The organism is Rhizobium sp. BR 317 (genome assembly GCF_047445835.1).
Taxonomy (GTDB): Bacteria; Pseudomonadota; Alphaproteobacteria; order Rhizobiales; family Rhizobiaceae; genus Rhizobium; species Rhizobium paranaense.
Map to the genome: position 1 here is coordinate 37,453 of NZ_JARWLB010000022.1, position 21,150 is coordinate 58,602.

General features: G+C 59.3%; 21 protein-coding genes and 2 pseudogenes. 7 read left to right on the plus strand and 16 right to left on the minus strand.

Annotated features, from left to right (window positions below; translation table 11 throughout):
* Positions 1–8 precede the first annotated feature (8 nt).
* Both QD357_RS26485 and QD357_RS26490 read right to left on the minus strand, forming a co-directional pair.
* Complete coding sequence (locus QD357_RS26485; RefSeq protein WP_414125407.1) at positions 9–2,399, minus strand: conjugal transfer protein TraA; 2,391 nt, start codon at positions 2,397–2,399, stop codon at positions 9–11.
* Positions 2,399–2,806 (minus strand): plasmid mobilization protein, encoded by a 408-nt coding sequence (locus tag QD357_RS26490; RefSeq protein WP_414125408.1) that lies wholly within the window; start codon positions 2,804–2,806, stop codon positions 2,399–2,401. Before QD357_RS26490 ends, QD357_RS26485 begins: the two co-directional genes overlap by 1 nt.
* A gap of 426 nt (positions 2,807–3,232) precedes the next feature.
* Here QD357_RS26490 and QD357_RS26495 point away from each other — a divergent pair, with 426 nt between their 5' ends.
* From QD357_RS26495 to QD357_RS26505, 3 genes are read left to right on the plus strand one after another with little or no spacing between them, the layout of a single operon-like run.
* The gene (locus tag QD357_RS26495) at positions 3,233–3,943 is read left to right on the plus strand and encodes a ParA family protein (protein ID WP_414125409.1); all 711 of its coding nucleotides are present in this window, start codon (positions 3,233–3,235) and stop codon (positions 3,941–3,943) included.
* The gene (locus tag QD357_RS26500; RefSeq protein ID WP_414125410.1) at positions 3,940–4,335 is read left to right on the plus strand and encodes a hypothetical protein; all 396 of its coding nucleotides are present in this window, start codon (positions 3,940–3,942) and stop codon (positions 4,333–4,335) included. The genes QD357_RS26495 and QD357_RS26500 overlap by 4 nt, the downstream gene beginning before the upstream one ends.
* A gap of 60 nt (positions 4,336–4,395) precedes the next feature.
* Entirely contained in the window at positions 4,396–4,596 is a 201-nt protein-coding gene (locus QD357_RS26505) for a hypothetical protein (protein ID WP_414125411.1), read from the plus strand.
* A 32-nt stretch (positions 4,597–4,628) separates the two neighbouring features.
* Here the strand turns inward: QD357_RS26505 and QD357_RS26510 are convergent, their stop codons facing one another.
* Positions 4,629–4,793: a hypothetical protein gene (locus QD357_RS26510; RefSeq protein ID WP_183940335.1), complete on the minus strand. Its 165-nt coding sequence runs from the start codon at positions 4,791–4,793 to the stop codon at positions 4,629–4,631.
* 274 nt (positions 4,794–5,067) lie between these two features.
* Here QD357_RS26510 and QD357_RS26515 point away from each other — a divergent pair, with 274 nt between their 5' ends.
* Positions 5,068–6,264: a DUF1173 domain-containing protein gene (locus tag QD357_RS26515; RefSeq protein WP_414125412.1), complete on the plus strand. Its 1,197-nt coding sequence runs from the start codon at positions 5,068–5,070 to the stop codon at positions 6,262–6,264.
* Between the two features lie 6 nt (positions 6,265–6,270).
* Here QD357_RS26515 and QD357_RS26520 read toward each other — a convergent pair whose 3' ends face one another.
* Positions 6,271–6,492, minus strand: a complete 222-nt coding sequence (locus QD357_RS26520) for a hypothetical protein (RefSeq protein ID WP_183940339.1) — start codon at positions 6,490–6,492, stop codon at positions 6,271–6,273.
* 331 nt (positions 6,493–6,823) lie between these two features.
* On the opposite strand from QD357_RS26520, the gene QD357_RS26525 reads away from it, so the two are divergent.
* Positions 6,824–6,928 (plus strand): hypothetical protein, encoded by a 105-nt coding sequence (locus QD357_RS26525; RefSeq protein ID WP_343070030.1) that lies wholly within the window; start codon positions 6,824–6,826, stop codon positions 6,926–6,928.
* Between the two features lie 193 nt (positions 6,929–7,121).
* Positions 7,122–7,400 carry an HU family DNA-binding protein gene (locus QD357_RS26530; RefSeq protein WP_183940341.1) on the plus strand — a complete coding sequence of 93 codons (279 nt, stop codon included), beginning with the start codon at positions 7,122–7,124 and terminating at the stop codon, positions 7,398–7,400.
* Positions 7,401–7,607: 207 nt separating this feature from the next.
* Here QD357_RS26530 and QD357_RS26535 read toward each other — a convergent pair whose 3' ends face one another.
* The 8 genes and pseudogenes from QD357_RS26535 to QD357_RS26570 all read right to left on the minus strand — a co-directional run.
* Positions 7,608–7,931, minus strand: a complete 324-nt coding sequence (locus tag QD357_RS26535) for a DUF736 domain-containing protein (protein WP_183940343.1) — start codon at positions 7,929–7,931, stop codon at positions 7,608–7,610.
* Positions 7,932–8,286: 355 nt separating this feature from the next.
* A pseudogene (locus QD357_RS26540) lies at positions 8,287–8,662 on the minus strand (hypothetical protein).
* Positions 8,652–8,912, minus strand: a complete 261-nt coding sequence (locus tag QD357_RS26545) for a type II toxin-antitoxin system prevent-host-death family antitoxin (protein WP_183940347.1) — start codon at positions 8,910–8,912, stop codon at positions 8,652–8,654. The pseudogene QD357_RS26540 and the gene QD357_RS26545 overlap by 11 nt, the downstream one beginning before the upstream one ends.
* A 74-nt stretch (positions 8,913–8,986) precedes the next feature.
* On the minus strand, positions 8,987–9,916 hold the full coding sequence (locus QD357_RS26550) for a DUF2493 domain-containing protein (RefSeq protein ID WP_183940349.1): 930 nt from the start codon (positions 9,914–9,916) through the stop codon (positions 8,987–8,989).
* 327 nt (positions 9,917–10,243) lie between these two features.
* Entirely contained in the window at positions 10,244–11,278 is a 1,035-nt protein-coding gene (locus QD357_RS26555) for a toprim domain-containing protein (protein WP_414125413.1), read from the minus strand.
* A gap of 12 nt (positions 11,279–11,290) precedes the next feature.
* Positions 11,291–11,491 carry a hypothetical protein gene (locus tag QD357_RS26560; RefSeq protein WP_414125414.1) on the minus strand — a complete coding sequence of 67 codons (201 nt, stop codon included), beginning with the start codon at positions 11,489–11,491 and terminating at the stop codon, positions 11,291–11,293.
* A gap of 705 nt (positions 11,492–12,196) precedes the next feature.
* Positions 12,197–13,387 (minus strand): DUF932 domain-containing protein, encoded by a 1,191-nt coding sequence (locus QD357_RS26565; RefSeq protein WP_414125415.1) that lies wholly within the window; start codon positions 13,385–13,387, stop codon positions 12,197–12,199.
* 92 nt (positions 13,388–13,479) lie between these two features.
* A pseudogene (locus QD357_RS26570) lies at positions 13,480–13,877 on the minus strand (ParB/Srx family N-terminal domain-containing protein); the annotation flags it as partial.
* Positions 13,878–14,320: 443 nt separating this feature from the next.
* Between QD357_RS26570 and QD357_RS26575 the strand changes: the two are divergent.
* Positions 14,321–15,112, plus strand: coding sequence for a type IV toxin-antitoxin system AbiEi family antitoxin (locus QD357_RS26575; protein ID WP_183940356.1), 792 nt, complete (start codon positions 14,321–14,323; stop codon positions 15,110–15,112).
* A gap of 319 nt (positions 15,113–15,431) precedes the next feature.
* Here the strand turns inward: QD357_RS26575 and QD357_RS26580 are convergent, their stop codons facing one another.
* The 4 genes from QD357_RS26580 to QD357_RS26595 all read right to left on the minus strand — a co-directional run bounded on the left by QD357_RS26580 (position 15,432) and on the right by QD357_RS26595 (position 20,985).
* Complete coding sequence (locus tag QD357_RS26580; RefSeq protein ID WP_414125416.1) at positions 15,432–17,705, minus strand: putative bifunctional diguanylate cyclase/phosphodiesterase; 2,274 nt, start codon at positions 17,703–17,705, stop codon at positions 15,432–15,434.
* A gap of 113 nt (positions 17,706–17,818) precedes the next feature.
* The gene (locus QD357_RS26585) at positions 17,819–17,959 is read right to left on the minus strand and encodes a hypothetical protein (RefSeq protein ID WP_414125417.1); all 141 of its coding nucleotides are present in this window, start codon (positions 17,957–17,959) and stop codon (positions 17,819–17,821) included.
* 524 nt (positions 17,960–18,483) lie between these two features.
* Entirely contained in the window at positions 18,484–19,464 is a 981-nt protein-coding gene (locus QD357_RS26590; protein WP_414125418.1) for a LysR substrate-binding domain-containing protein, read from the minus strand.
* 255 nt (positions 19,465–19,719) lie between these two features.
* Positions 19,720–20,985, minus strand: a complete 1,266-nt coding sequence (locus QD357_RS26595) for an MFS transporter (RefSeq protein WP_414125419.1) — start codon at positions 20,983–20,985, stop codon at positions 19,720–19,722.
* Between the last annotated feature and the right edge of the window lie 165 nt (positions 20,986–21,150).

Consider the following 21,150-nt stretch of genomic DNA (forward strand, 5'->3'; position numbering starts at 1 on the left):
CTTATCTCCTATCGCTCATGGTCGTCCTGATCGCGTTCCCGCCGTTCGTCGGCCTCGCGCTGCAACTGCTCAAGTCTCGGAATATGCTGCTGAGCGGGATCCATCCCTGTGGTATCTCCCGCATTGCGGTCCACTGTTGCCTCAGCCCGCCGCTGAGGGAAGGCGTTAGCTGAGTGCTCTTGGGGCTGGTCTCGGTGACTGCGATCCGGCGCCTCTTCGCGATCTGAAGGATCGTCATTGTCGGCGCGAACCTGAACTTCTGCTGCAGCGCTATCAGGGCCTCTACCCTTTTCGCTGCGTTGCTGGCGCGCCCGCTCGGCGCTCTCGATCGCGGTTCGCAATTCTTCGTCGACTTCGGCGATTTCACGGATCAGACGATTGCCGGAAGCGCCAAGCTCACCAGCTCGCGCCAGTGCTACATCGAGACTGGCCTGCAGAGTTTCCCTGTCGCTTTTGAATTCGCCGGCGTCGGCAAGATCGATCGCTTCACGAAAATGCTCCACTTCGAGCAAGATCTCGTTTGCCATTTCGACAGTCCGGAGGCCATGGCGCGCCACCGCATCGTCCCAAAGCTGGTTCACTTCATCGCCGGTTGCAATTTGATCTGCGCCGACCCGCTCGGATCTCGCCTCGCTCTGCTCGGCCTGTTTCATCAGTTCGCGGCGGATATCGACATGTTCGCGGGCAGCTACGGCGATTTCCTCGTAACTGGCCTTCTGCTCCGGAGGCATTACGCGTTCTGCCTGAAACAAAGCCGCTTCCACGCGCTTCTCATAGGCCTCGAACTCGGACCGGCTCATATGGCGCATCTGCTCATCCTCCGAAACGATATTCGACAATGTAACCAGATACGTTTCAAATTGCGAGAGCGATTTTTCCGCTTCGCTCGCGGCAATCACGTCTGGTGAATCCTCGATTCGCGCCAATTCCAGGCGCAAAACCTGATCTTTTGCGAAGTTCGCCGAGCGCTCATCGCTATCCTGCGAGGCCAACACCTCCCATTCACGCTTAGCAATATCAGTATAGTTCCGGCTTATCCCCGTTCGCGCAAACCTACGGTGATCCGAGCGCTTCGCGTCATACCGGCGCTGCGCTGACTGGCTGGTGCCCTCATGCTCCGTGCGCCCAAGCCGGCTTGTCGGACGCACCTGGTTCCTTCCATAAGCTGCGGGACTGGCGCGGTCACGCCGGTCCGTCATTTCCATGTTGATACCGTGGGCGCGCGCCTTCTCGGCCATCGTTACTCGCCAATGACGAAATGTCCGGATCGTCGTCTCGATCCGGTCTCCCATGTCTGACCGCATCGCGATGATGGCATGCACGTGGACATGCGGCCGCTTGCCGCCAGCCTCCTCCGCTTTTGGATCCCAGGACGGATCATGCAGAGAAAAGACGTAGCGAAAACCGACAAATTCCTCCGCCAGGAAATCCCGGGCGGCGGCATGGAAGGCCTCGCTATCCGTGCCTGCCCGCGCAGACAGGACAAGATGCATGACATCGCGCGGCTTGCGGCTATGCAACTGTTCTCGCCACTCCTGCTGTACAAGGTCTCCGGCTTGCTTTTCGTCGGAGATTGCCCTGCCCGTTTCATCGTAAACCGCGCCACCGTGCCGTTCGACGAGACCACGCAGCCGGCTCGTCCCGTAGTCTGTCCCATTGCCGTAGCCGGTAAATCGGAACGTTGCCGTCTCACCACGCTCGGCGCCGCCATCAAACCGATCCTGAACGATCTCCGACGCCTTCTTGTCGGCTGTGAGCCGCTCACCATTGCTGTCCCGCAACACCGCGACGCCTTCGATCGTGCGACCGGTCCCTTCACGCCTTGGTCCGATTGCATAGGCAAAACTCCGATCCCCAAGACCGCGCTTCAATAATGCCAATGACTGCTCGTAAACATCGCCCCCTTCACCGAATGTCCCGTTCACTTCCACCGTGAAGGTGGCGATGTCGCGGCTCTCGGCCCGGTTCTTCATCAGGTGGCCCCATTCGCCCCTGACACCAGAGAGTTCATCGCGACCGCGAAGTTGCTCGCCGCGCTCGTTTTCGACGACCACTCCTCCATTGCGCGACACATAGGTGATCATTGCGCCGAGCCGGCCGCCACCGCCAAACGATGCCATCTTGACTACTGCCGGTTGGCTGCCCGACGCGAGCGCGGCAAAGCGACTTCGCATGGAAGGCTCGCCGTCGCGTTCAGTTGCGCGCGCCAGCGTTCCTGTGCGTCGATCGGAATTGCCTGGAAAGCCGCGCACCGGCGATAGTGCATTCGCGCCACCGCCGCGGCGGCGCCAGCGCTCTTCTTCGGCGTCGGCCTTTCCGCGTCCAAGCGACCGCTCGTGCAACAACGCCGCCCGTCGGCTCTCCCATTCCTTCTCAAAGGCGCCGAGAAAGAACTCCATCATGCCGCTCCGCGCCGACGAGCCGCACGGACGCTGTAACAGCGCAATTCCATGGCGACCGCTACGACGATTTGCTGGATGTCGATCAAAGCAGAGGACACCCCATCCGCGTCGATCTGCCCTGCCCTGTTGGCCGTGCGCGTAAGCTGATTTAGGTTCACGCCGATGGCACGCATCTGCGAAGCAAGAATATCGAGAATGGTCCTGTCGTCCTCCGTCAGGAACGGCTGAATGCCCGCTCCTTCCAGCGCCAGCGAGCGCATGAAGCCAGAAACCGTCATGTCGGCCGCGGCGGCCGCATGTTCGACGGCAGCGTGTTCCGAGACAGCGAGCCGGACATGAATGACGCGCTCCTTGCGCGCCTCCGCCGGCCCCAAGCTTTGCGACCTTCCATCGGTCACTGCCATCGCATCCTCCGTCAGAAGACCCGCCACAGGCGCCATCGACGGCGTGTCCGTCGATCGTCAGCAAATTTGTATCACAAATTTGCGTATCCTGCCAAACCAAAACTATACTCATCACGTTACAACCACAAGCCAACATCCTCCGAAATCAAACCTTCGAGAAATCGCCCATCAAGCGTGAATAGCTACCGCACGACCGTTGAGGCGTGGATCGCAAGCGTTTTGATTATTTCTACAACATTTCAATGGTGATATGCAGTGCAACAACACTGCTCGCCCCCTCGCCACACCTATGGACTGGACCTCCATTTTATGGGCGATCGCCTATAGAATGTTTCCGATTACCAACATTTCGGGTTGACAGGCGCTAAACCATCTACGTTATATTCCATCTTTGTCGACGGTTCTGGCAGCAGGAGGTTCTGGAGCATGGGTCGAATTTATGCGGCAGTGAGCAACAAGGGCGGCGCCGGCAAAACGACGCTCGTAACCTTGATGGCTGGCGAGTACGCCTTGCGTGGCGAGCGCGTGCTTTTGATCGACGCCGACAGCCGCCAGAACCTTTCGGGATGGTGGCGCCTCTGCCAAAACAAGACGAACATCCCCGCGAATATCGAAGTGACCACCGCCTCTGCGTCGCGGACCCTTCAATCGGCCGTCGAGCGGTTCGCCGGCGCGTTCGATCTCATCATCATCGATGCGCCGGGCGTAGACAGCTCGTTGCAGACCGGCATCATTCGCGCAGCCGAGCTCGTCATCTCCCCGATCCAGCCTGCAATCAAGGAGATCGAAGCTGCCGGCCAGGCCGTGGCAATGGTCAGCCAGATCAACGACCAGTTCGGATCGAGAATTCAGCATCTCAGTGTTCGCACCCGCGTGACGATACCCGGCCGCAATCTGGAGGCCTACCGCTATATCAGGCCCTTCGTCGCCGGCCTGCGGGAAGCGGACTATCGGACCGCGCTTCTCGAAACCGAACTCTTCGAGCGCAATGTCTATCGCGAGATCCAGAATGGTCTCGGAACCCTGCAGATGCAGGAATTGACCGACAGGGTTCGCAAGGCGCGCTCGGAGGTGCAGGCTCTCGTTTCCGAGATCGAGGAAAAGCGGTCCGCGCATGATCGGGGGATTGCTGCATGAGCAGGGCGGGCTTGGGGCTCGGCGACTTCATCATCGCGCCGCGGACAGAGCAGAGGGAGCGCAGCCGGCAGGAGCCGATGGAGCGGAAACCGACGACCTCGCCGGCGACGATACCTGCGGCAGAGAGGGGCGAAACAAAAATCCTGCCAGGGCTTTCGGGGCAAGCTCGCCGTGAGAAGGCGACGTCGCGCGCGATCGTGCGGGAAGATGCCCGCCTCGCGCTGAAGAACCTCAAGCGGACGAAAGAGCGCGAAGCCAAATTCTACGTCAACGTCGCCTTGGATTACKACACCAAGGCACGACTGAAAAAGGCCGCCCACGAGAACGACGTCAATATGACGGTCATCATGCAGACAGCGATCGATACCTATTTGAAGGACAACGGCTATTAACAACCGCAAAGACATCTTTTTAGCACGCCAACTGACATTCCACGAAGGGGATAAAAACCGATGGAAATGCTGGTTCTCTTCGCTTTGATTTTAGTTTGCGCCATCGTCATTCTGCTTTTCAAGAGCTCCGATTGGATTGACGCTCACGCGGAAGAAGCCATGCAAAGAGCTCGGAAATTGAAGCCGGGGAATGACAGGATGGAGGCAGCAATCGCGGCTGGAAACGCCAGGAGGCGGGATGCAGCCGCTTCATCCAAATAAGCGCTACGGCTGGCGCCAGCGCGATTGCCGCCTCAGAAGGGCGGTTCGGCGCTGATGCGGCCGTCGAGCTCGGCTGAGATCACCTCGCGCTCGGCGATCGCCAGCTCGAGTTCGGCTTCGATCTGGCGGCGTTCTTCCAGCGTCGCGGCAGCCCGGGCTTCGGCGCGCAGTTCTTCGATGTGTTGTTCGTTGGTCATCGTCGTCTCCTTGAGAAATGTGAGAGATGACGGCGGCACGCAGGGCGGGAAAAGTCAGGTCAAGGCTCGTGGAACACGACCGGCGGAGCCGGCGCGCGGAGGAACCGATTTTGTCGGAGCGGAGTGAAACGGAGCGCAGAGAAAATTGGAGGGGCCGCGCGGCCTTGAGTTGGCTTTGCCCGTCCGGCACAATCGGCCGGTCTGAGCAGACATGTTTTCCTCTCTTGTGGCACCCCATTTCAAGCGCGCCGCTTGCTCGACGGTGGCCGGAGCGATGAGACGGTTTCTAATCAATGGGGAAGCCAGCGCTGATGACACCGATGATTTCCATCCCAGGCTGACGCAGGCCTATCGCGACAAGGCCCGCCCCCTCTGCCTTTGCAAGGGCGTGGGCGTGCCGATGTACGTCGCCAAAATCGGCGACCAGCTGGTGATCAAGAGAATGCCGCTCACCGGCGTGGACCACGACACCACGTGTCCGTCCTACGAGCCTCCCTATGATCTGTCGGGTCTCGGCCCACTGATGGGAGGCGCAATCAAACTCGACACGGCGGCTGGAACGGCAGCGCTCAAACTCGATTTCTCGTTGTCGAAGCGCGGCTCATCCGGTGGTGGTGCTCGGGATTCCGAGCCCGCCGACAGCGTCAAGAACGACAGCAAGAAACTCTCCTTGCGCGGCCTGCTGCATTTCCTCTGGCACGAAAGCGGCCTGACGGAATGGACGGCGCATTGGGCAGGCAAGCGGCATTGGTGGCAGGTCTATCATCATCTTCAGGAGGCGGCCCGGACGATGTCGGTGCGGCAGCAAAGCCTCGCCGAGCGCCTCTTTGTTCCCGAGCCGTTCCGGGCCGAGGAGAAGGCAGCCATCGAGCAACGAAGGACACAGGCGTTTTCGCTTTTGTTTCAAACCTCTCCMGGTCCAAAAGCGTTGATGCTTCTGCTGGGAGAGGTAAAAGAGTTTTCGTCGGCGAGGAATGGTCAGCTCGTGGTCATCAAACACATGCCGGGATTTCGTCTCTATCTTGAGGAAACGGCATGGCGGCGTTTGCAGCGCCGCTTCGATACTGAACTGACGCTCTGGGGGAGCAACGAGACCTCCCATCTCATTGCCATCGCGACAATGGGTGGGAATCCTTCCGGCGTCGTCACGGTCAACGAGATCGCGCTGATGGTGGTTACGGAACAATGGCTGCCAATCGAAAATACCCACGAGGAGCGGCTGCTGGATCGATTGACGCGGATGCGTGAGAAAATGGTGAAGGGTTTGCGCTTCGAGCTTTCACGGACGCAGCCTTTTGCGAACGTGATCCTGCCGGAACATCGGCCATTGACCCTTGCACTCTATATCGTGCCGCAAGGCGCCGATGAGAGTTTCGAGACTGCCTTGCGGGAGATGATCGACGCGCGCCAGGACATGTCTGCCTGGGTTTGGCGCGCCGGTAAAGAAGAGATGCCGCCCTTGACCTTTTAGATCGACCTATGCTGCAGGCACGCCTTCAAGCAAACCATCGTAGACTTCCAGCAGCACGCTGGTAATCGCTTGTCCGAGAGCGTTGCCCGCCGAGCGTAGATCCTCTTCACTGCCGTCGCGGGCGGCCTTCGCGAGATCGAAGCCTTGTTCGCTGACGATCTGCTTCGCCGCTTCGATAGCCCAAAGCGCAAAGTCGCCTCGGCTATCGATTTCCATTGTTTCTAGCATTGCCCATTCCATTTTATTGCTGGCGCTGAGTTCTAGTTGCTTTCTCCGCCGATGATAAGCGCGATGCCCCCGATATCACCAATCCACACAGCATTCACCACCGACGTCAATCGGTGAATGCGGATTGTTTCAAAACTGTCGTTGGACGGCGCCTTGCATGGAGAAGACGATCCATTCCATGTCCACACGGAGAAAAAGGTGAGCTTCACCTTCGCCGGATCGATGCCGCTCAGAACATACGGCGCTTCTACACGCTGGCGATCCAGCCGACCTTAACGGGGTCTCGCTCGTACGCCACTGGGGCCGGTTCGGCAGCAATGGGCAGGAGAAGATCGAGACCTATGATGAACCTCAAGCGGCAGAAGCCGCATATGAGCGGCTGGAGCGCGTTCAGCGTCGGCGTCGCTACAAGGATCAGGTCGGCGCAAACAGCTGAGTGGCCGAACTACGCTGCCCGATGCGTTCCGAGGAGAACTGTGGGCCTTTGGGCTTTCGACTTCGCCAAGCGCGTCTTGGCCACGACAAGCTGTGGAAATTTGGGTTTTAGGCCGCAATCTCGATCTTCAAGCGATGACAGAAGGAAGACCGTCTGTCACGGATTCCCTATCATTCACGATGCGGAGACGGACATGACCACCACCAATGAAATTGCTGACAAGATCGCCGCTGAGCACAGCCTGACAAAGGCGCAGGGCAAGGCGATCGTCGAGGCCGTGATCGCCTCGATCACCGAAGCTGCTGTTGCTGGGAGCGAAACGTCCCTGCCAGGCTTCGGCAAATTCAAAGTCAAGGACACACCGGAGCGTGAGGCGCGCAATCCTGCGACCGGCGCAACGATCAAGGTCGCAGCGGCAAAGAAGCTGGCTTTCACGCCGGCAAAGGCCCTTAAGGACGCGCTGAACAAGTAAGCCGTCTGTACGAACAAAACCAAAAGCCCGGCTTCCACAAGAGGTCGGGCTTTAACGCTTTTTGATTGATGGCGTCTGAGGCTGCAAATCCTGGATGCTTATCAGGGATCGTGCAGATCGCGTCTCGAGCGTCATCACCAAGCAGACGGCATTTCCTTCGATCAGCTCGGAGAGAGGCCGATCCCTTTCGGGATCGGCCATTTCGGTTCAGGCCGGGTTGTTCCAGAGGATGACCTTGCGATTGGCTTCGCCGCCAGGGGCGGGAGCGAGATTGCCGAAGATGACGCCGATCTCGGGCGCTTCGAGCTTGACGGAGAGATATTCCTCGCCGGTATGGCGGGCGGTTCGGTTCCAGGCTGCGCCGATCTCAAAGCCGGTCTTGCGGTGGATGATGCGGTAGTCCGGAGCTTCTTCGCTTGCCTTGTTGGCATTGGGGATGATGGCGATCGGGGCATTGACCCGGATGGTGGCGAAGACGCCTTCGAGAGTGCCGTCGGCCTTCTGCGTCAGGGTTGCGATCGTGGTAGCCATAGTAGTTCTCCTTCGGTTGCTCGGGACCATTCCCGATGGCGCCCGAAGAAGGGACCGCGCTGCAGGCGTCACCGAAGCGTCAGCGCAGGGGAACCCCGTGCGGGTTGACGCTGATGACGGCCGGTCCCTTAGAAAGGCGGCATAAAAAACGGGATTGGTGTCCGATCGCAACGTGAGGGGAGACGCCTGCGATCGGTTACCCGTTCACGACTTTGCAGAAGTTCCTGCGCGCGTCTCGTACGTTGCTGCCGTACGGGCGAGCGCACCTTCGGCTATCGGCCAATCACCAACAACATTTTTGGGGTAGCGGAACACAAGAGCGCAAGAGGAGGGAGCCGCGGCGCGAACCCACGGCTCAGTCGATGCGACTGACGCGACCTGACGGGCCTCTTGCCTGCGCAAACGCGGCAGCGATCTTCATAAGGAATGATTTGCTGAAACGGCCAAGGACGTCCTGATCCGACCCGATGTACCATGAACGCTCGACGATATCGTAATTGTATTCGTCGATCACGATCCGAGCTCTGCTTCAGGTCCCCGATTCGATCTGCCTGAGGTGGCTGCGTCGTAATAGCGAGCAGGGCAAGGTGCTTGTCTCCGGCACTGCTGCCGATCGCAATGATGACACAGACGGGAAGCGGTTTGCGTCCTTCGGTTTCGCCACACTGCGGCTGCCAGGCCCAAAGGGAAGGGTAAGTGATGACCTCCCCTGGACGAAACTTAACGCCCATCGTCGCAACCGTCGCCGCGCGCCAGACGCTCGATCGCCTCGCCAAACAGCTCGACGTGTTCGTCGGACATTTCGGATGTACGATGGGCGCGGCGCGGATCGCCACCGGTCCGCATCCGCTCATAGTGCTCGTAGCTCGTCAACACGAAGCGGGGTTTCCGATGCTTGGTGAGAACGACGGGTTCACGGCTGGCCGCGTCTGTGACGTCGCCGACCCGTTTGTTGAGATCACCCGTCGTAAACTGTCGCATGACCATCCTCCTTTTGGTTGAAATCCATAATCTCCATATTTTCCATTTTTTCGAGAAAGCGCTCATGTACTGCCTCATGGCAATTGCCAAACCGGGATGCCTAACCCACGCGCCTTATTGGCAAGATTGCCGGTAATGCCATTACCCGGGAAGACGATCAGACCGACCGGCATGACGGACAGCATCTCGTCATTGCGGCGAAACGGAGCGGCCTTGGCGTGTTTCGTCCAATTCGGCTTGAAGGAGATCTGTGTCACCTTTCGGGCCTCTGCCCAGCAGGCGGCTATGCGCTCGGCGCCCTTCGGCGAGCCGCCGTGCAGCAGAACCATGTCGGGATGCTTGGCATGGACCTGATCGAGCTTCGCCCAGATGCGATCGTGATCGTTGTAGTCCATCCCGCCTGCAAAAGCGATCTTAGTGCCTGCCGGGATCAACACTTCGGTCTCGGCGCGCCGCCGGGCAGACAGGAAGTCGCGACTATCGATCATCGCCGCCGTCAGGTTGGTGTGGCTGACTTTCGAGCCGGTACGAGGGCGCCAAGAGGAGCCGGTTTGAGCCTCAAACAAATCGGCGGCGCTATCGCGCATGAATTCGAAGGCGTTGCGGCGTTCCAGCATCGTGATGCCTTCGGCAATCAGACGCTCGAGTTCGACGCTTTTGACTTCGGAACCGTCTTGCTCGCGTTGGCCGGTCCGCTGCGCGTCCTCATTGCGGTCGAGCTCGCGCTGGATGCGCTCGCCGGCACGGTGGAAGAGATTGACGGTCGACCAGAAGAGGTCCTCGAGATCGGGTTCGAGCCGGGTGTCGCCGAGCATCTCGAAGAGGGCGCCGAAGATGGCGGTMAGCGACGCCTGGACKACCGGCTCTTCTGGGAGCGGGCGGGGATCGGGCTCGTCCTGAAAAGGACGATAGCCATGTACCTGCATCTCGTAGATGAAACGGTCGGTCGGGGAGGATGCGTGCAGCGGCTCGGGTCTCTCGTCAAGGATCGAAAACAGGTCCATCATGATCTCCATCGGTTTTGTGAGCCGCGCCTCTCGCGGCCTGACGGCGATCCCCGTCCACGCAGGGTCCGGACCGGAACCGCGGCGGATCGCGCCGCGGCCCAGCAAAGCGCCGGGCGGCGGAGGGAAGGTTTCTTGGGCGGCGCGAGGAGCAGCGGCAAAGCCGCTGCGGGGAAGAAACCCGACCGACCCGCTGAAGGTCAGGGCACCGCGTGGGATGGGTCGCGTCTCGGCAGGCCAGCGGGCGCGGACAAACATGGGGATCCATGACCCCGTTTCCGTGCAGAGCTGCCACTAAACGCCATTTCGCGCCGTCTGGCCGAGGCTTCACGAAGCGGGCAGAAACGCAGCCATGTCGTCTGGGACGAGCTGCCGACGAAGGCTAAGCGTTAGTCGGTCCGGTCCCAGTCTGCGAAGATCCTCGTTGAAATCGCCGAGTTCCGGGGTGAGCACGAGCGGCAGGATGCCGCGTAAACGAGCCGCCTGGCTCAGCCTCTCGCTCCCATGCCGTCCAGCGGCATCCACGTCCGCAGCGATATAGAGGTGCAAGCACCCTGCGGGCGCGTTGAAGGCGGCAAGGTGATTGGCGCTGAGCGCCGCCGCCATCGGCATTGCAGGCATGACATACGACAGTGACAGCATTGTCTCAATGCCTTCGCCCGCCGCCATCACCTTAACCGGCGCATCGACTGGCATATTGAAGCGCACCGCATTGCCGAGCAGGCAGCCTAACGCCCGCCTGGGATCCTCGACCTTCGCCTTGCCGTCACCGTCCGGATCGAGCCAGGTCCGATGCACGCCGGTGATCGTACCGCTCGGGTCTGTGACGGCAGCAATCAGGGCCGGATAGCGCGTGGTGTCGCCCGTGAGCAAATCGCGGTAGTAGCAGGTGGGGTGGAAACGGAGCGCGGCGTGGTCCGCTCCTCGTAGGATCCCGCGTTGTCGCAGATAGTTGTCAGCGAGTGTGTTGCCAAGCGGCTGCCCCATCGCAAACAGCCGTTGTGCCCGCTCGGATGTTGGGCGATTTGTTCGGCCCATGGGGCCGTTTGGTCGATCTCTCGGCGCGCGCGCTGTTTTCGGCAGGCTGAGGAACTGCCGCGCCTCGCTCACGACATCGCAGAAATCGATCAGGCCACAGCTCTCACGGATAAGATCAAGGAGATCGCCGTATTGGCCGGTTGCCGCATCGGTCCAGCGGCCAGCCCGCGGGCCGGCCAGATAAACATAGAGCGATCGGCCCTTGCTATTTGTCGTATCGCCGACGATCCAGTAGTTGCCGTATCGCCGGCCGGCCGAGAGATAATGGCGGCACACCGCCTCGGCTTGGCGCGCAAGACGGGCAGCCAGTTCGGATACTGACATGTTAAACCTCCGTCAATCTGGGCTTGAAAGCTCKAGCAAACGATGACGCAGCGTCAGCCCCTCGAGGATCGCCGGTGCCTCCTGCGACAGAAAAAGCGTTTTCCCGGCAATGATTTCGGAGAAAAGTCCGATGGTTTTCAGCCAGTCGCGAAGCGGGGTAGAAAGGTGCTGCAGCGCCTGGCTTTCGTCTGATCGCCGGCTGCGGGTCGGCACGAGCCTTGCCACTTCGCCAGCATCGCGAGGGGCGACTACGGCGCTCTAGAATGGGCGGCGATCCCCGTGCCTAAGCCGAGACGGGCCTGCGATAGTCAAGAAAAGGAAGCGGCGTATTGGGCATCGAGAACGCAGTCCCCTCGGCTGGCCCGTGTGAAAACAATCGAGTAGGGTCGCGTCAGGAGAACCTTGTCGAGAGCGAGGAAAGCTCCAGCCTGCCTGGGCGCTCTCAAAGCCGGTCAGCTCAACCTTTCCAGCCCCTCTCTCACTCTCCAATAGTCTTGGAGGACGCATGCGTGCCGGCCACGGTCAGCAGCCGGAAGCGCAACTTGAACGACTACCGGGTTCCGAAGTTCACGCCACAAAGACCCAATCAACAAATCTTGGACTTCCAATTGTCATGAGCGATAGTTCCGATTTGCAGGGAAATCGGGACGAGCATGTACAAACGGTTCGTGGAACTTTGGGCAAAGGACGGACGCCCTTTCGGATACGCCAGTGGTTCTAATCGTTGGCCCTGCGTGCTGACAAGATCATGCTGATGCGGGAGATAGATGGGGCGGGCCACAGCTATTATATCACGCTGGACCCACCCTCAGATTTGGCTGCCGGCACAGATTGACGGGCCGCCACTAGAGCCAAACGGTTTGACAATGCCCTCCCCCAACTGGGCGCGGGGATGACGGGATCGGAGTTTGGCTGCACTTAGGAGACGCGTTCAAGCAGCTTCTTCGCCTTGCCTTCGAGTTCGAGGCGGGTGTCCTGATTGGTCCTTGTGCGCGCCAAGGCGGTGATGCCCTGGACGAAGTCGAAGATCGATTCCGGCGGCCGGCCTTCTTCCGACAAGACCATTTCGATCACCTTGACGGTTTCGCCTTTCGAGAATCCGCGGCGACGCAGGAACGTTTCGCGATCTTCGTCCTTGCGGGCGACGATCCGCTCACGCGCCGATTTGATGCCCGCCACGAACGGCGCCGGTGAGGAATTGGCAAAGCTGGTCAGCGCGGGCGCCGCCTCATGCGCGAAACGCTGCGCGGCGAACTTCGAGTGTCGAATGGTGATCTCTTCGAAGTTTTCCGTGCCCCAAAGATGCCGGTTGGCGCAAACGGCGCGCAGGTAGAAGGAGGCAATGCCGAGCGTCTTCGATCCAACCTCGCTATTCCAGGCATAAAAGCCCCGGAAATAAAGATCCGGTTCGCCACTCGGCAGCCGACCGGCTTCGATCGGATGGGTATCATCGACCAGAAACAGGAACACGTCGCGGTCGCTGGCGTAGAGTGTCGTCGTGTCCTTGGTGATGTCGACAAACGGGTTGTGCGTCATCGTCGCCCAGTCGAGAACACCGGGCACCTTCCACATCGTATCGCCGGTGCCATTGCCGGCGATCTTCATCACTGCCGAGACGAGTTCGTGGTCCCAGATGCGACCGTATTCCGGCCCGGTGACAGCCCGGAGTTCGAGCCGCCCATCGTCCATCTCAAGTGTCTTTAGCAGTTCGGCGCGGTGATTGAGCAAGCCATGCTGGAGGTTGATGGCGGCGAGCAGCGCCGGCAATTGGCGCATGTAGGTGGCTGGCGTGCCGACCAGGCTGCAAAGCTGACCATAGCTCCAATGGGTCGGCGCTATCGGCTGGCGCTGGCCGGGAACGAGGAGTTCGAGCCGCTCGGCGTTATCGCGAGTTGCTTCGACGCGGATGGCTGCGCTCTCGATCGTTCGTGCATGAGCGCGATCTGCACGGGATCGGACAGTATCGTAGAGATCCGTCAGCGACAGGAACCTTTCGTCGTCGGGGCGAGAAAACCATTCCGACGAAACGCGGCCGATCCGCTCGCCGCGGGAAATATCGACTTTGAACCCGGAAGTGGTAGGCAAGATGGTAGTGCTGGGGATGTTCATCGGACTATCTCCTGAAAAGCAAGCGCCCGGCGCTATGGCCGGGGCTGGTTGAGGGATATCAAGGGCGGGCTCACTCTCGATGGCGGCGCCGGCCTCCGCGTTTGGAAGGCGCGGAACTGATCGAGCGGATGCAGGACGCGCTGGGCGTTTTCGGCAAGGCAATCTTCGACCACCAGCGTCTCACTGCTGCTGACGATGCAAGGAACGCCAGCGGTTTTGGCAAGCCGCTTCTGCGACACGAGCCGCTCAAGAGCACGATCGCGGCGCTCGCCTACCGGGATGCGGTAGATGCCGGTTTCATTGCCTTCGGCATCGAGTTCAGGACGGACGTTAAGGCTCGTCAACAGACCGCGGTGGCTATATCTTCCGCCAGAGCCTCGATCGATACGCTCACCTTGATCTCGCGGACGTTCTGCTGACTGAGCACCAGTTTGTCGAAGGGGATGTTGCGAGCTGTACTGAGGGTGATTTTTTCGCTGGCCAGTGCCATGTGATTTCTCCATGACGGATCGGTCAGAGCCTCTCTCCAAACCTCTCAATCCGTCACAGCGTACCCTTCCCTCCTCTCCCTCTCTTACCTTCTCGCTGGCTGGCCAACAGTGCTTTTGCCGGCTGCATTGACCGTCGACTTTCTGGATCTTGACCGATCCTCCATCCTTGCCGACAGCCTTCTCGAGGGCCCTGCCTTAGGTCGCATTAGATTTGGTGTCGAAGCTCGCCGTAGGACGACTCGCGCCGTCTTTGGTCAAATCCCAGCGATCTTTCTTCTCGTTATGCGTAGCGTGAATTTCGGCAGCTTGGCCATTTCCACCTCGAGGTGCGATGTGTCTTGGCGGTTTGAACGTTACACTTTTATGCCTACCATTGATGGGTCGAAAATACGAATTCTCGAACTTGCCCCGCGGTTTGGACTCGTGCTATTTTCGCCTACTAATGGTAGGTCAAAAAAACGAAAAGATAAACCAACTGCATCGCCTGCTCCCCGAAGGGCTGGTGGTTGATACCACTTGGCTGGAAACGCGCGGCTACCGTMGGCAGTGGCGCGAAAAATACGTGGCGCAGGGCTGGCTCGAAGGTGTCGTTCGTGGGGTCTATCAGCGGCCAACCGGTAACGCTGATCAGGCGATAGCCTGGCAGCGCGTGATCATCTCGCTCCAACGACTTCTGGATAAATCCGTGCATGTCGGTGGTCGCAGTGCCCTCGAGCTACAAGGCCTGACGCACCACCTCCGCTTTTCGGGCAAGCCAGAAATCCATCTTTATGCCTATGGCAGTCTGCCTGGCTGGGTCGAGCGGATACCGACCGACGCTCAGTTCGTCGAACACAAGGCAGATAAGCTCTTCGATGCCGACGCACCTGGAAGGACGCGCCTGGCATGGGGACACTGGGGGTGGGAGCTTGATGTCTCCGCGCCGGAGCGCGCGCTTTGCGAGCTTCTCGACCTGCTCCCGTCCCGGGAGACGTTCCATCAGGCGGACGTCCTAATGGAGTCGGTTCGCACTCTAAGCCCGAATCGGGTTCAGGCCGTGCTGGAAGCGTGCCACAGCGTGAAGGTGAAGCGGCTGTTTCTCTGGTTCGCCGAGCGGCATGCCCATCCATGGTTCCGGCGACTCGATCTCAAGCGTATCGACCTCGGTCGTGGCAAGCGCCAGATCGTGGTCGGCGGACGGCTGGACAGCAAGTATCAGATCACGGTGCCGGAGACACTCGATGCCGGCGTCTGAAGCCTGTCGCGCGCGGGTCCGCGTGCGCTGGAAGGGAGACAACTTGGCCAAACTTTCGGAGGGCCGACGCGAAAAGCTGTTGTCTGGTCTCAGGCGGGTGCTCACGACATGAGATACGGAGGACGTATCGGGAACGCCGAAGTGAAAAGGAACAAGACGACGATCTGCAGGCTATGCTCCGCAGTAGTTGGCACTCGGTGCCGTCCCACTCGGATCGGAGCGCTTATTAACTAGGTTATTGAAAATAAATCGTTTTCTTGATTGTGCGGTACCGTGCGTGATCCACAATGCCGTGGGAGTATTGAGCTGATCACGGGGGTTAAAGTGGTAACAGCGGATGGATGCGGCCGTTGTTTTCAAGCATGCAATGGAAGCGCTCCTCTTCAACGGGTCGGCTATAGAGGTACCCCTGGATCTCATTGCAACCACTATCGACGAGGAACCGAGCCTGCTCCTTCGTCTCAACACCTTCGGCAATCACTTCCAAATCCAGCTTCTGGGCCAGCGAGATGATTGCCGCGGTTATAGCCATATCGTCGGCGTCGTGTGGAATATCAGCGATAAATGACCGGTCGATCTTGAGGCGTGACAATGGAAATCTCTTAAGCGCACTGAGGCTCGAATAGCCTGTTCCGAAATCATCGACCGCGAGCTTTACGCCCAACTGCTCCAATTCGTGCATTCTGGCAATCGAGCTGGCGAGATCCTTCATGATCAGGCTCTCGGTGATCTCAAGTTCGAGCCATGTTGGATCGAGCCCGCTCTCGCTCAAAGCATTCGCCACAGTCTCGATCAAACGCTTTTCCTGGAACTGTCTGGCGGAGACATTGACGCAGATCCTAATTGGTGGAAGACCATGATCCTGCCATGCCTTGGCTTGCTTGCACGCCCTCTGGAGTACCCACTCGCCAATGGGCACGATGTGGCCCGTCTCTTCGGCAAGCGCAATGAAATCTCCCGGATAGACAAGACCTTCGCCCGGATGGTTCCAGCGGACCAACGCCTCGGCCGCAACGATGCTGCCCGTTTGGACGTCCACCTGCGGCTGGTAGTGCAGCACAAACTCGTCGCGGAGAAGCGCCTGCCGGAGTTCGTCGGTCCGGGAGAGCTTCCTTCGGACGGTGGCCGTCATTTCCGGCGTGAATATTGCGATCCCGTCCCGACCCAGCTCCTTCGCCCGATACATGGCCATATCGGCGGAAGCGAGCAAGTCTTCTGCAGTCTTGCCGTGGCTCGGATAACTGGCGACACCGATGCTACAGGTCGCCCTGAGTTCGATACCGTTGAGTGCGATCGGGCGCGCAACCGCTTCTTTTATTGCAGACAAACGACCTAAGCAGCCGTTGATATCCGTTTGCTCAAGGATGATCACGAACTCGTCTCCCCCGATTCTCGCGAGAGACCCTTGGTCAATTATCAGCTCGCAGATCCTCTCAGCCACGGTCTTCAGCAGTTGGTCGCCGACCGAGTGACCGAGGCTGTCGTTGACAAGCTTGAAATTATCGAGATCAAGGAATGCCAGTGCGACTTCACTCCCAAGCGAATCCGCCGTCTGCATTGCAAGGGTGAGTTTTCGATCTAGCAACGCACGATTGGCCATCCCCGTCAGAGGATCATGATCAGCGAGAAATCCAATCCGCGCCTCCGCGCGATGGCGGCTGATTGCGATCCCGGCCATGTGCACGGCGATCGAAACAAAATCGGAAAAACCAGGCTGATACCGTGTGCCCGCTGACGAGTAGACAGCCAGCACACCTTCGACCTGGCCGTCGACATCGGAAATTGCCGAACAGTGGCACTGATGGTCAAGTTCAGAGATACCCGCCTGATCAAAGACGAGCTTGAGCGCTGCGGCGGTGGCTGTGAGATCTGTGGGAACGGTACGAATGAGTGTCGCATTGACATGCCTGCGATATTCTTCATTCAAGCTGGGCGCAGCCGCCAGACGCAGCTCCCCTGTATCTGGCGCGATCGCAAGGAGCGCGGCGTGCACACCGTCTGCGAATCCCTCAATCATCCGGGCAAGGTTTTCGAGAAAATCGGAGAGGGGCGTTCCGCGTGCAATCATTTCGAGCAGATAAGACTGAGAGCGCATCCGTCGTTCTGCCGATTTCTGCTCGGTGATGTCACGGGAAGCCCCGATAGTGCCCACGATTTTCCCCGACGCGTCTCGCAACGGGACACGCGTGATCATCAGCCATCGTTCTCGATCGCCGCGAAAGGCCAGCTCCTCGCTGCCGAAATGGGGCTGCCCAGTCTCGGCCACATGGCGTTCAACATCGGCGGCTATTTGTACGATGTGGCTCGGCAGAAAGTCGAAATCGGTCCGCCCGACCAGATCCTTCAGATGGGACAGCCCGTTGTTGAAGACGACCGCTTGGTTCGCAAACAGAAAGCGTCCTTGCAAATCCTTCGCATACAGATAATCAGGGATCTGGTTGATCATGTTCTCGAGCCAACCCTGGCGTCCAGCCAAGTCAGCTTCGTGACGAAAATCCTCCGACGGTCTGCCCAACATGGCTGTGTTCGGAGCCTGCTCCGCCGCGGGGATCKGGACTGGCAGTTTGCCGCCCGCAGTGGCGCCTTTAGTCAAGGGAATTCCTCGAAACAGATGTGAAAGATCACTCTGCTGCAGCGAAGTTATCCTGGGGTGAACGTCTATTCACGACGGGAACGAAGCTGCGGTCATGGTAAACAAATCCTTTTTCAAGTTGCAAAGAAATACATCAAGGGCCGCATTGACAACATCAGGCGGCCCATGAGGCAATAGGTCACCGTCAGTTCCGGCGTCAGCGGCAAGAAACGCAACGGAAGGGCCGCATACGCGCGTGCGATGATGTCGCCCACCGGTGCTTTTTGCAAATMGTTTGCAGTCAGCGCACGCGCCTTGGCGACCGAATGAGCGTCGAGCAGCGGCGGGCTGGCGTAAGCCCGGACAGGTCGCTCCCGTTCAAGGGCGAAGAGATCCTGCGCCTTAAGGCCCGATGTCGTCAGCGGGGTTATGGCGCCACGGGACGCCCCTCATTCCGGCGCTGCGCCGCTTGCGCAGTTCGGACACGACATTGGTATCGAGCAACAGCAGCAGGATAGGTCGACGGGCTGGGCATGTTCGTTGCTATTCGGTGGCGGCAGGTCGACATCTTCCGCCGCAGGCGCTGCCAGCATGTCGCCGGTCGTCCGCCTTTTACCTGTCAGCTGCTTGTACTCGTCGAATGATAGGGGAACCTGCGTAGGCCGTCCTCTGTCGGTGATAAATTCAGGTCCGTCCTCGGTGACGCGCTTTCCGCTTCACGACAATCTCGAAATGCCATCGCACCTCTTACCGGCCGTCCAGATGAGCGCGGAGCGATACCTTCCATTGGCAAACCAGCTCAGAAGACATCTCCCATCGCGGCTCCGCGAGGGGGGTGTCCTTGTTCCGAAGCGGCAACATCCGCCAGAACGAAATCGATGAATTCCTGCACGTGCGACTTGTCCAACGATGCTCGGTTCACCTTCAAATAATATCCGCGATCGACGCGAAGAGGGGGGTCGAACAATGTGCGGAGCGCGCCTTCGTCCAGAAGCGATCGTACCAGGTGATGCCACCCCAGAACGATTCCCTCGCCCTTGATCGCTGCATTCACGAGGAGCGGATAATTGTTGCTGGTCATGATGGGCGACAAGTGCGGCACAGCGAGATCGCTCGCCCGGAACCAATCGTCCCAAGTAACAGGATGCCAGCCGATGGCGTCAGAAGTCCAGTGCTTGCGGTGCAGGTCCAGCAAATCCGCCTGCCCCAGGCTTAAGGGGTCCGGAAATGGCCCGTGGCGCTGCAGATAATCCGGGCTGCAAACCGGTTGAACAATATCCGGAAAGAGATAACGGAGATTTTCCCCGACCTCGCAGCGTTCGTTTCCACATATCAGGGAAAGATCGACCTCGTCGAAGTTCCTCAATGTGTCGTCCTCGTCCGAGGCCAGAAGCACGAACCTCACGTCAGGCCGCTCGGAACGGAACCTGTCCACGAGGGATTTCAGCCAGAAGGCGATCGCAGCATGGGTACCCGAACAGGTGATCATGGGAAGATCAGATGGAGCATTGATATCGTTGATCGCATCGCAAATCTTGTCCAGCCCGCCGCTGACGGCAGTCAGGAGCCGTTGACCGTCGAATGTCAGTTCGAGGCTGTTGTGCTTGCGGATAAACAAGGTAACGCCCAGTGATTTTTCGAGACCGCGGATCTGCTGACTAATGGCAGCCTGGGTCACGTTGAGCTCGTTCCCGGCGAGCGTAAAGCTGAGATGCTTCGCCGCAACTTCGAAAGTGGCGAACGAACCGAGGGAAGGAAGATAGCGGCGTTTGAGTAGCATCCGATAATATCGTCGTCAGAGGGATCATCGATAACAGTTTTGCATGTCTTTTCCGACACGCAACGGGCGGTGCAACATTTCATAGTCGCGACAGAAGACCTATGGCGCGCGGCATGCGATTTGCGATTCCGCTTGCAACTGAACCTCATGAGACCTTCTGTGTGAGAATGGGATGTTACACCCCCAGCCTCACACAGAAGCCTGTCGCGCAATAGCCATTAGCGGCTTCACAAATTTGTCAAAGAAAAGCGCCGGCTAGTGCGAATACCCGGCTGCCGTTTCACTAAGGCTCTTCCCTCTTGTCTCCGGAGCCCATAGCTGCGACACCAGCGCGCCGCTGAAGACGACGCCGGCTGCGACCAGCATCGCGGCCGAAACGCCGAATTTCTCCACGCCTATCGGCAACAGGAACGTGCCCATACCCGCGCCAATCCGGCTGACTGCGGCTGCAAAACCGGTGCCGACGCCACGGACCTCGGTGGGGAACACCTCGCCGGGATAGATACTCGTCAGCGTCCCATTCATCGCATTCAAGAACGAGAAGACAAGGAAGAGACCCAATACCACGGCTGGAGGCGCACTCGACCAAAGGCCAATGACGAGAAAGACGACCATGGTGATCCACTGCGGCGGGACCGTGAATAAGCGGCGACCGGCCTTGTCGATCAATGCCACAGTGACGGCGACCCCGATCACAGCAACCATCGACAATCCGACACCACCGGCGAGCCCGCCATTGAGGCCGTAGCGCTCCAGCACGTTGTCTGCGAAGGTCGCGATCGCGAAATATGGCAAGACGTTGCAGAACCAGAACCACGAAACAAAAGCAGTCATCCGCCAGTACTTCGCGGAGAAGAGTTCGGAGAACCGGCCCTGACGAACCTCTTCGTTCTCCATGTCCGCCATATCCCCGGCGCTCTCCAGATACTTGCGCGCAATGGCGCGGGCCTCATTCTTGCGGCCCTTGCTCCACAACCAGCGCGGCGACTCCGGCAGGCCGAGCCGGGCGACGAACAAGACGACCGCGATAAGCGTGCTCGTTCCAATGATGAAACGCCACGGCAGCGGTGTCGGCAGGTTCAGAATGTAACCCGCCGTGTAACCGATCATGAATCCGCCATACCAGGCAAGGATCGTGACACCCATCAGGCGCCCCCGCAAACGGGCGGGTGCAAACTCCGACATCAGCGGCCAGCCGACGGAATACTCGGCGCCGATCGCGACGCCCATCAACAGCCGCACTGCGAACAGCATCTCTACCGAGTCGATGAAGAACTGCATCGCCGATGCGAGTACGAACAACGCCATGTCGATCATGAAGAGCGGCTTTCGGCCGAACTTGTCGCCGGCCCAACCACCGAGCGGCGAGCCGATCAGAATCCCGAACAGTGCAGCCGAGGCGATCAGGCCCATGTCGGCCGTCGACATTCCCATGTCTTGCTTCATCACCGTGGTTACAGGGCCGATGACGCCGAGGATGTAGCCGTCGAGCAGCATCCCGCCCGTGAGAACGGCGATCATCCTTATCATGAAGCGTCTTTTGAACGCCGTGGACGTCTCCTCCCCTATGGCCACGCCTGTGGCCGCTGCTTCCCTCTCTAGTAACATTGTCTCCTCCTTTAGCTGGCGATACGCATTTCCTATCGCTGTGGCTTGCCTCAGATGCTGGGATGCGACCGGTCGATC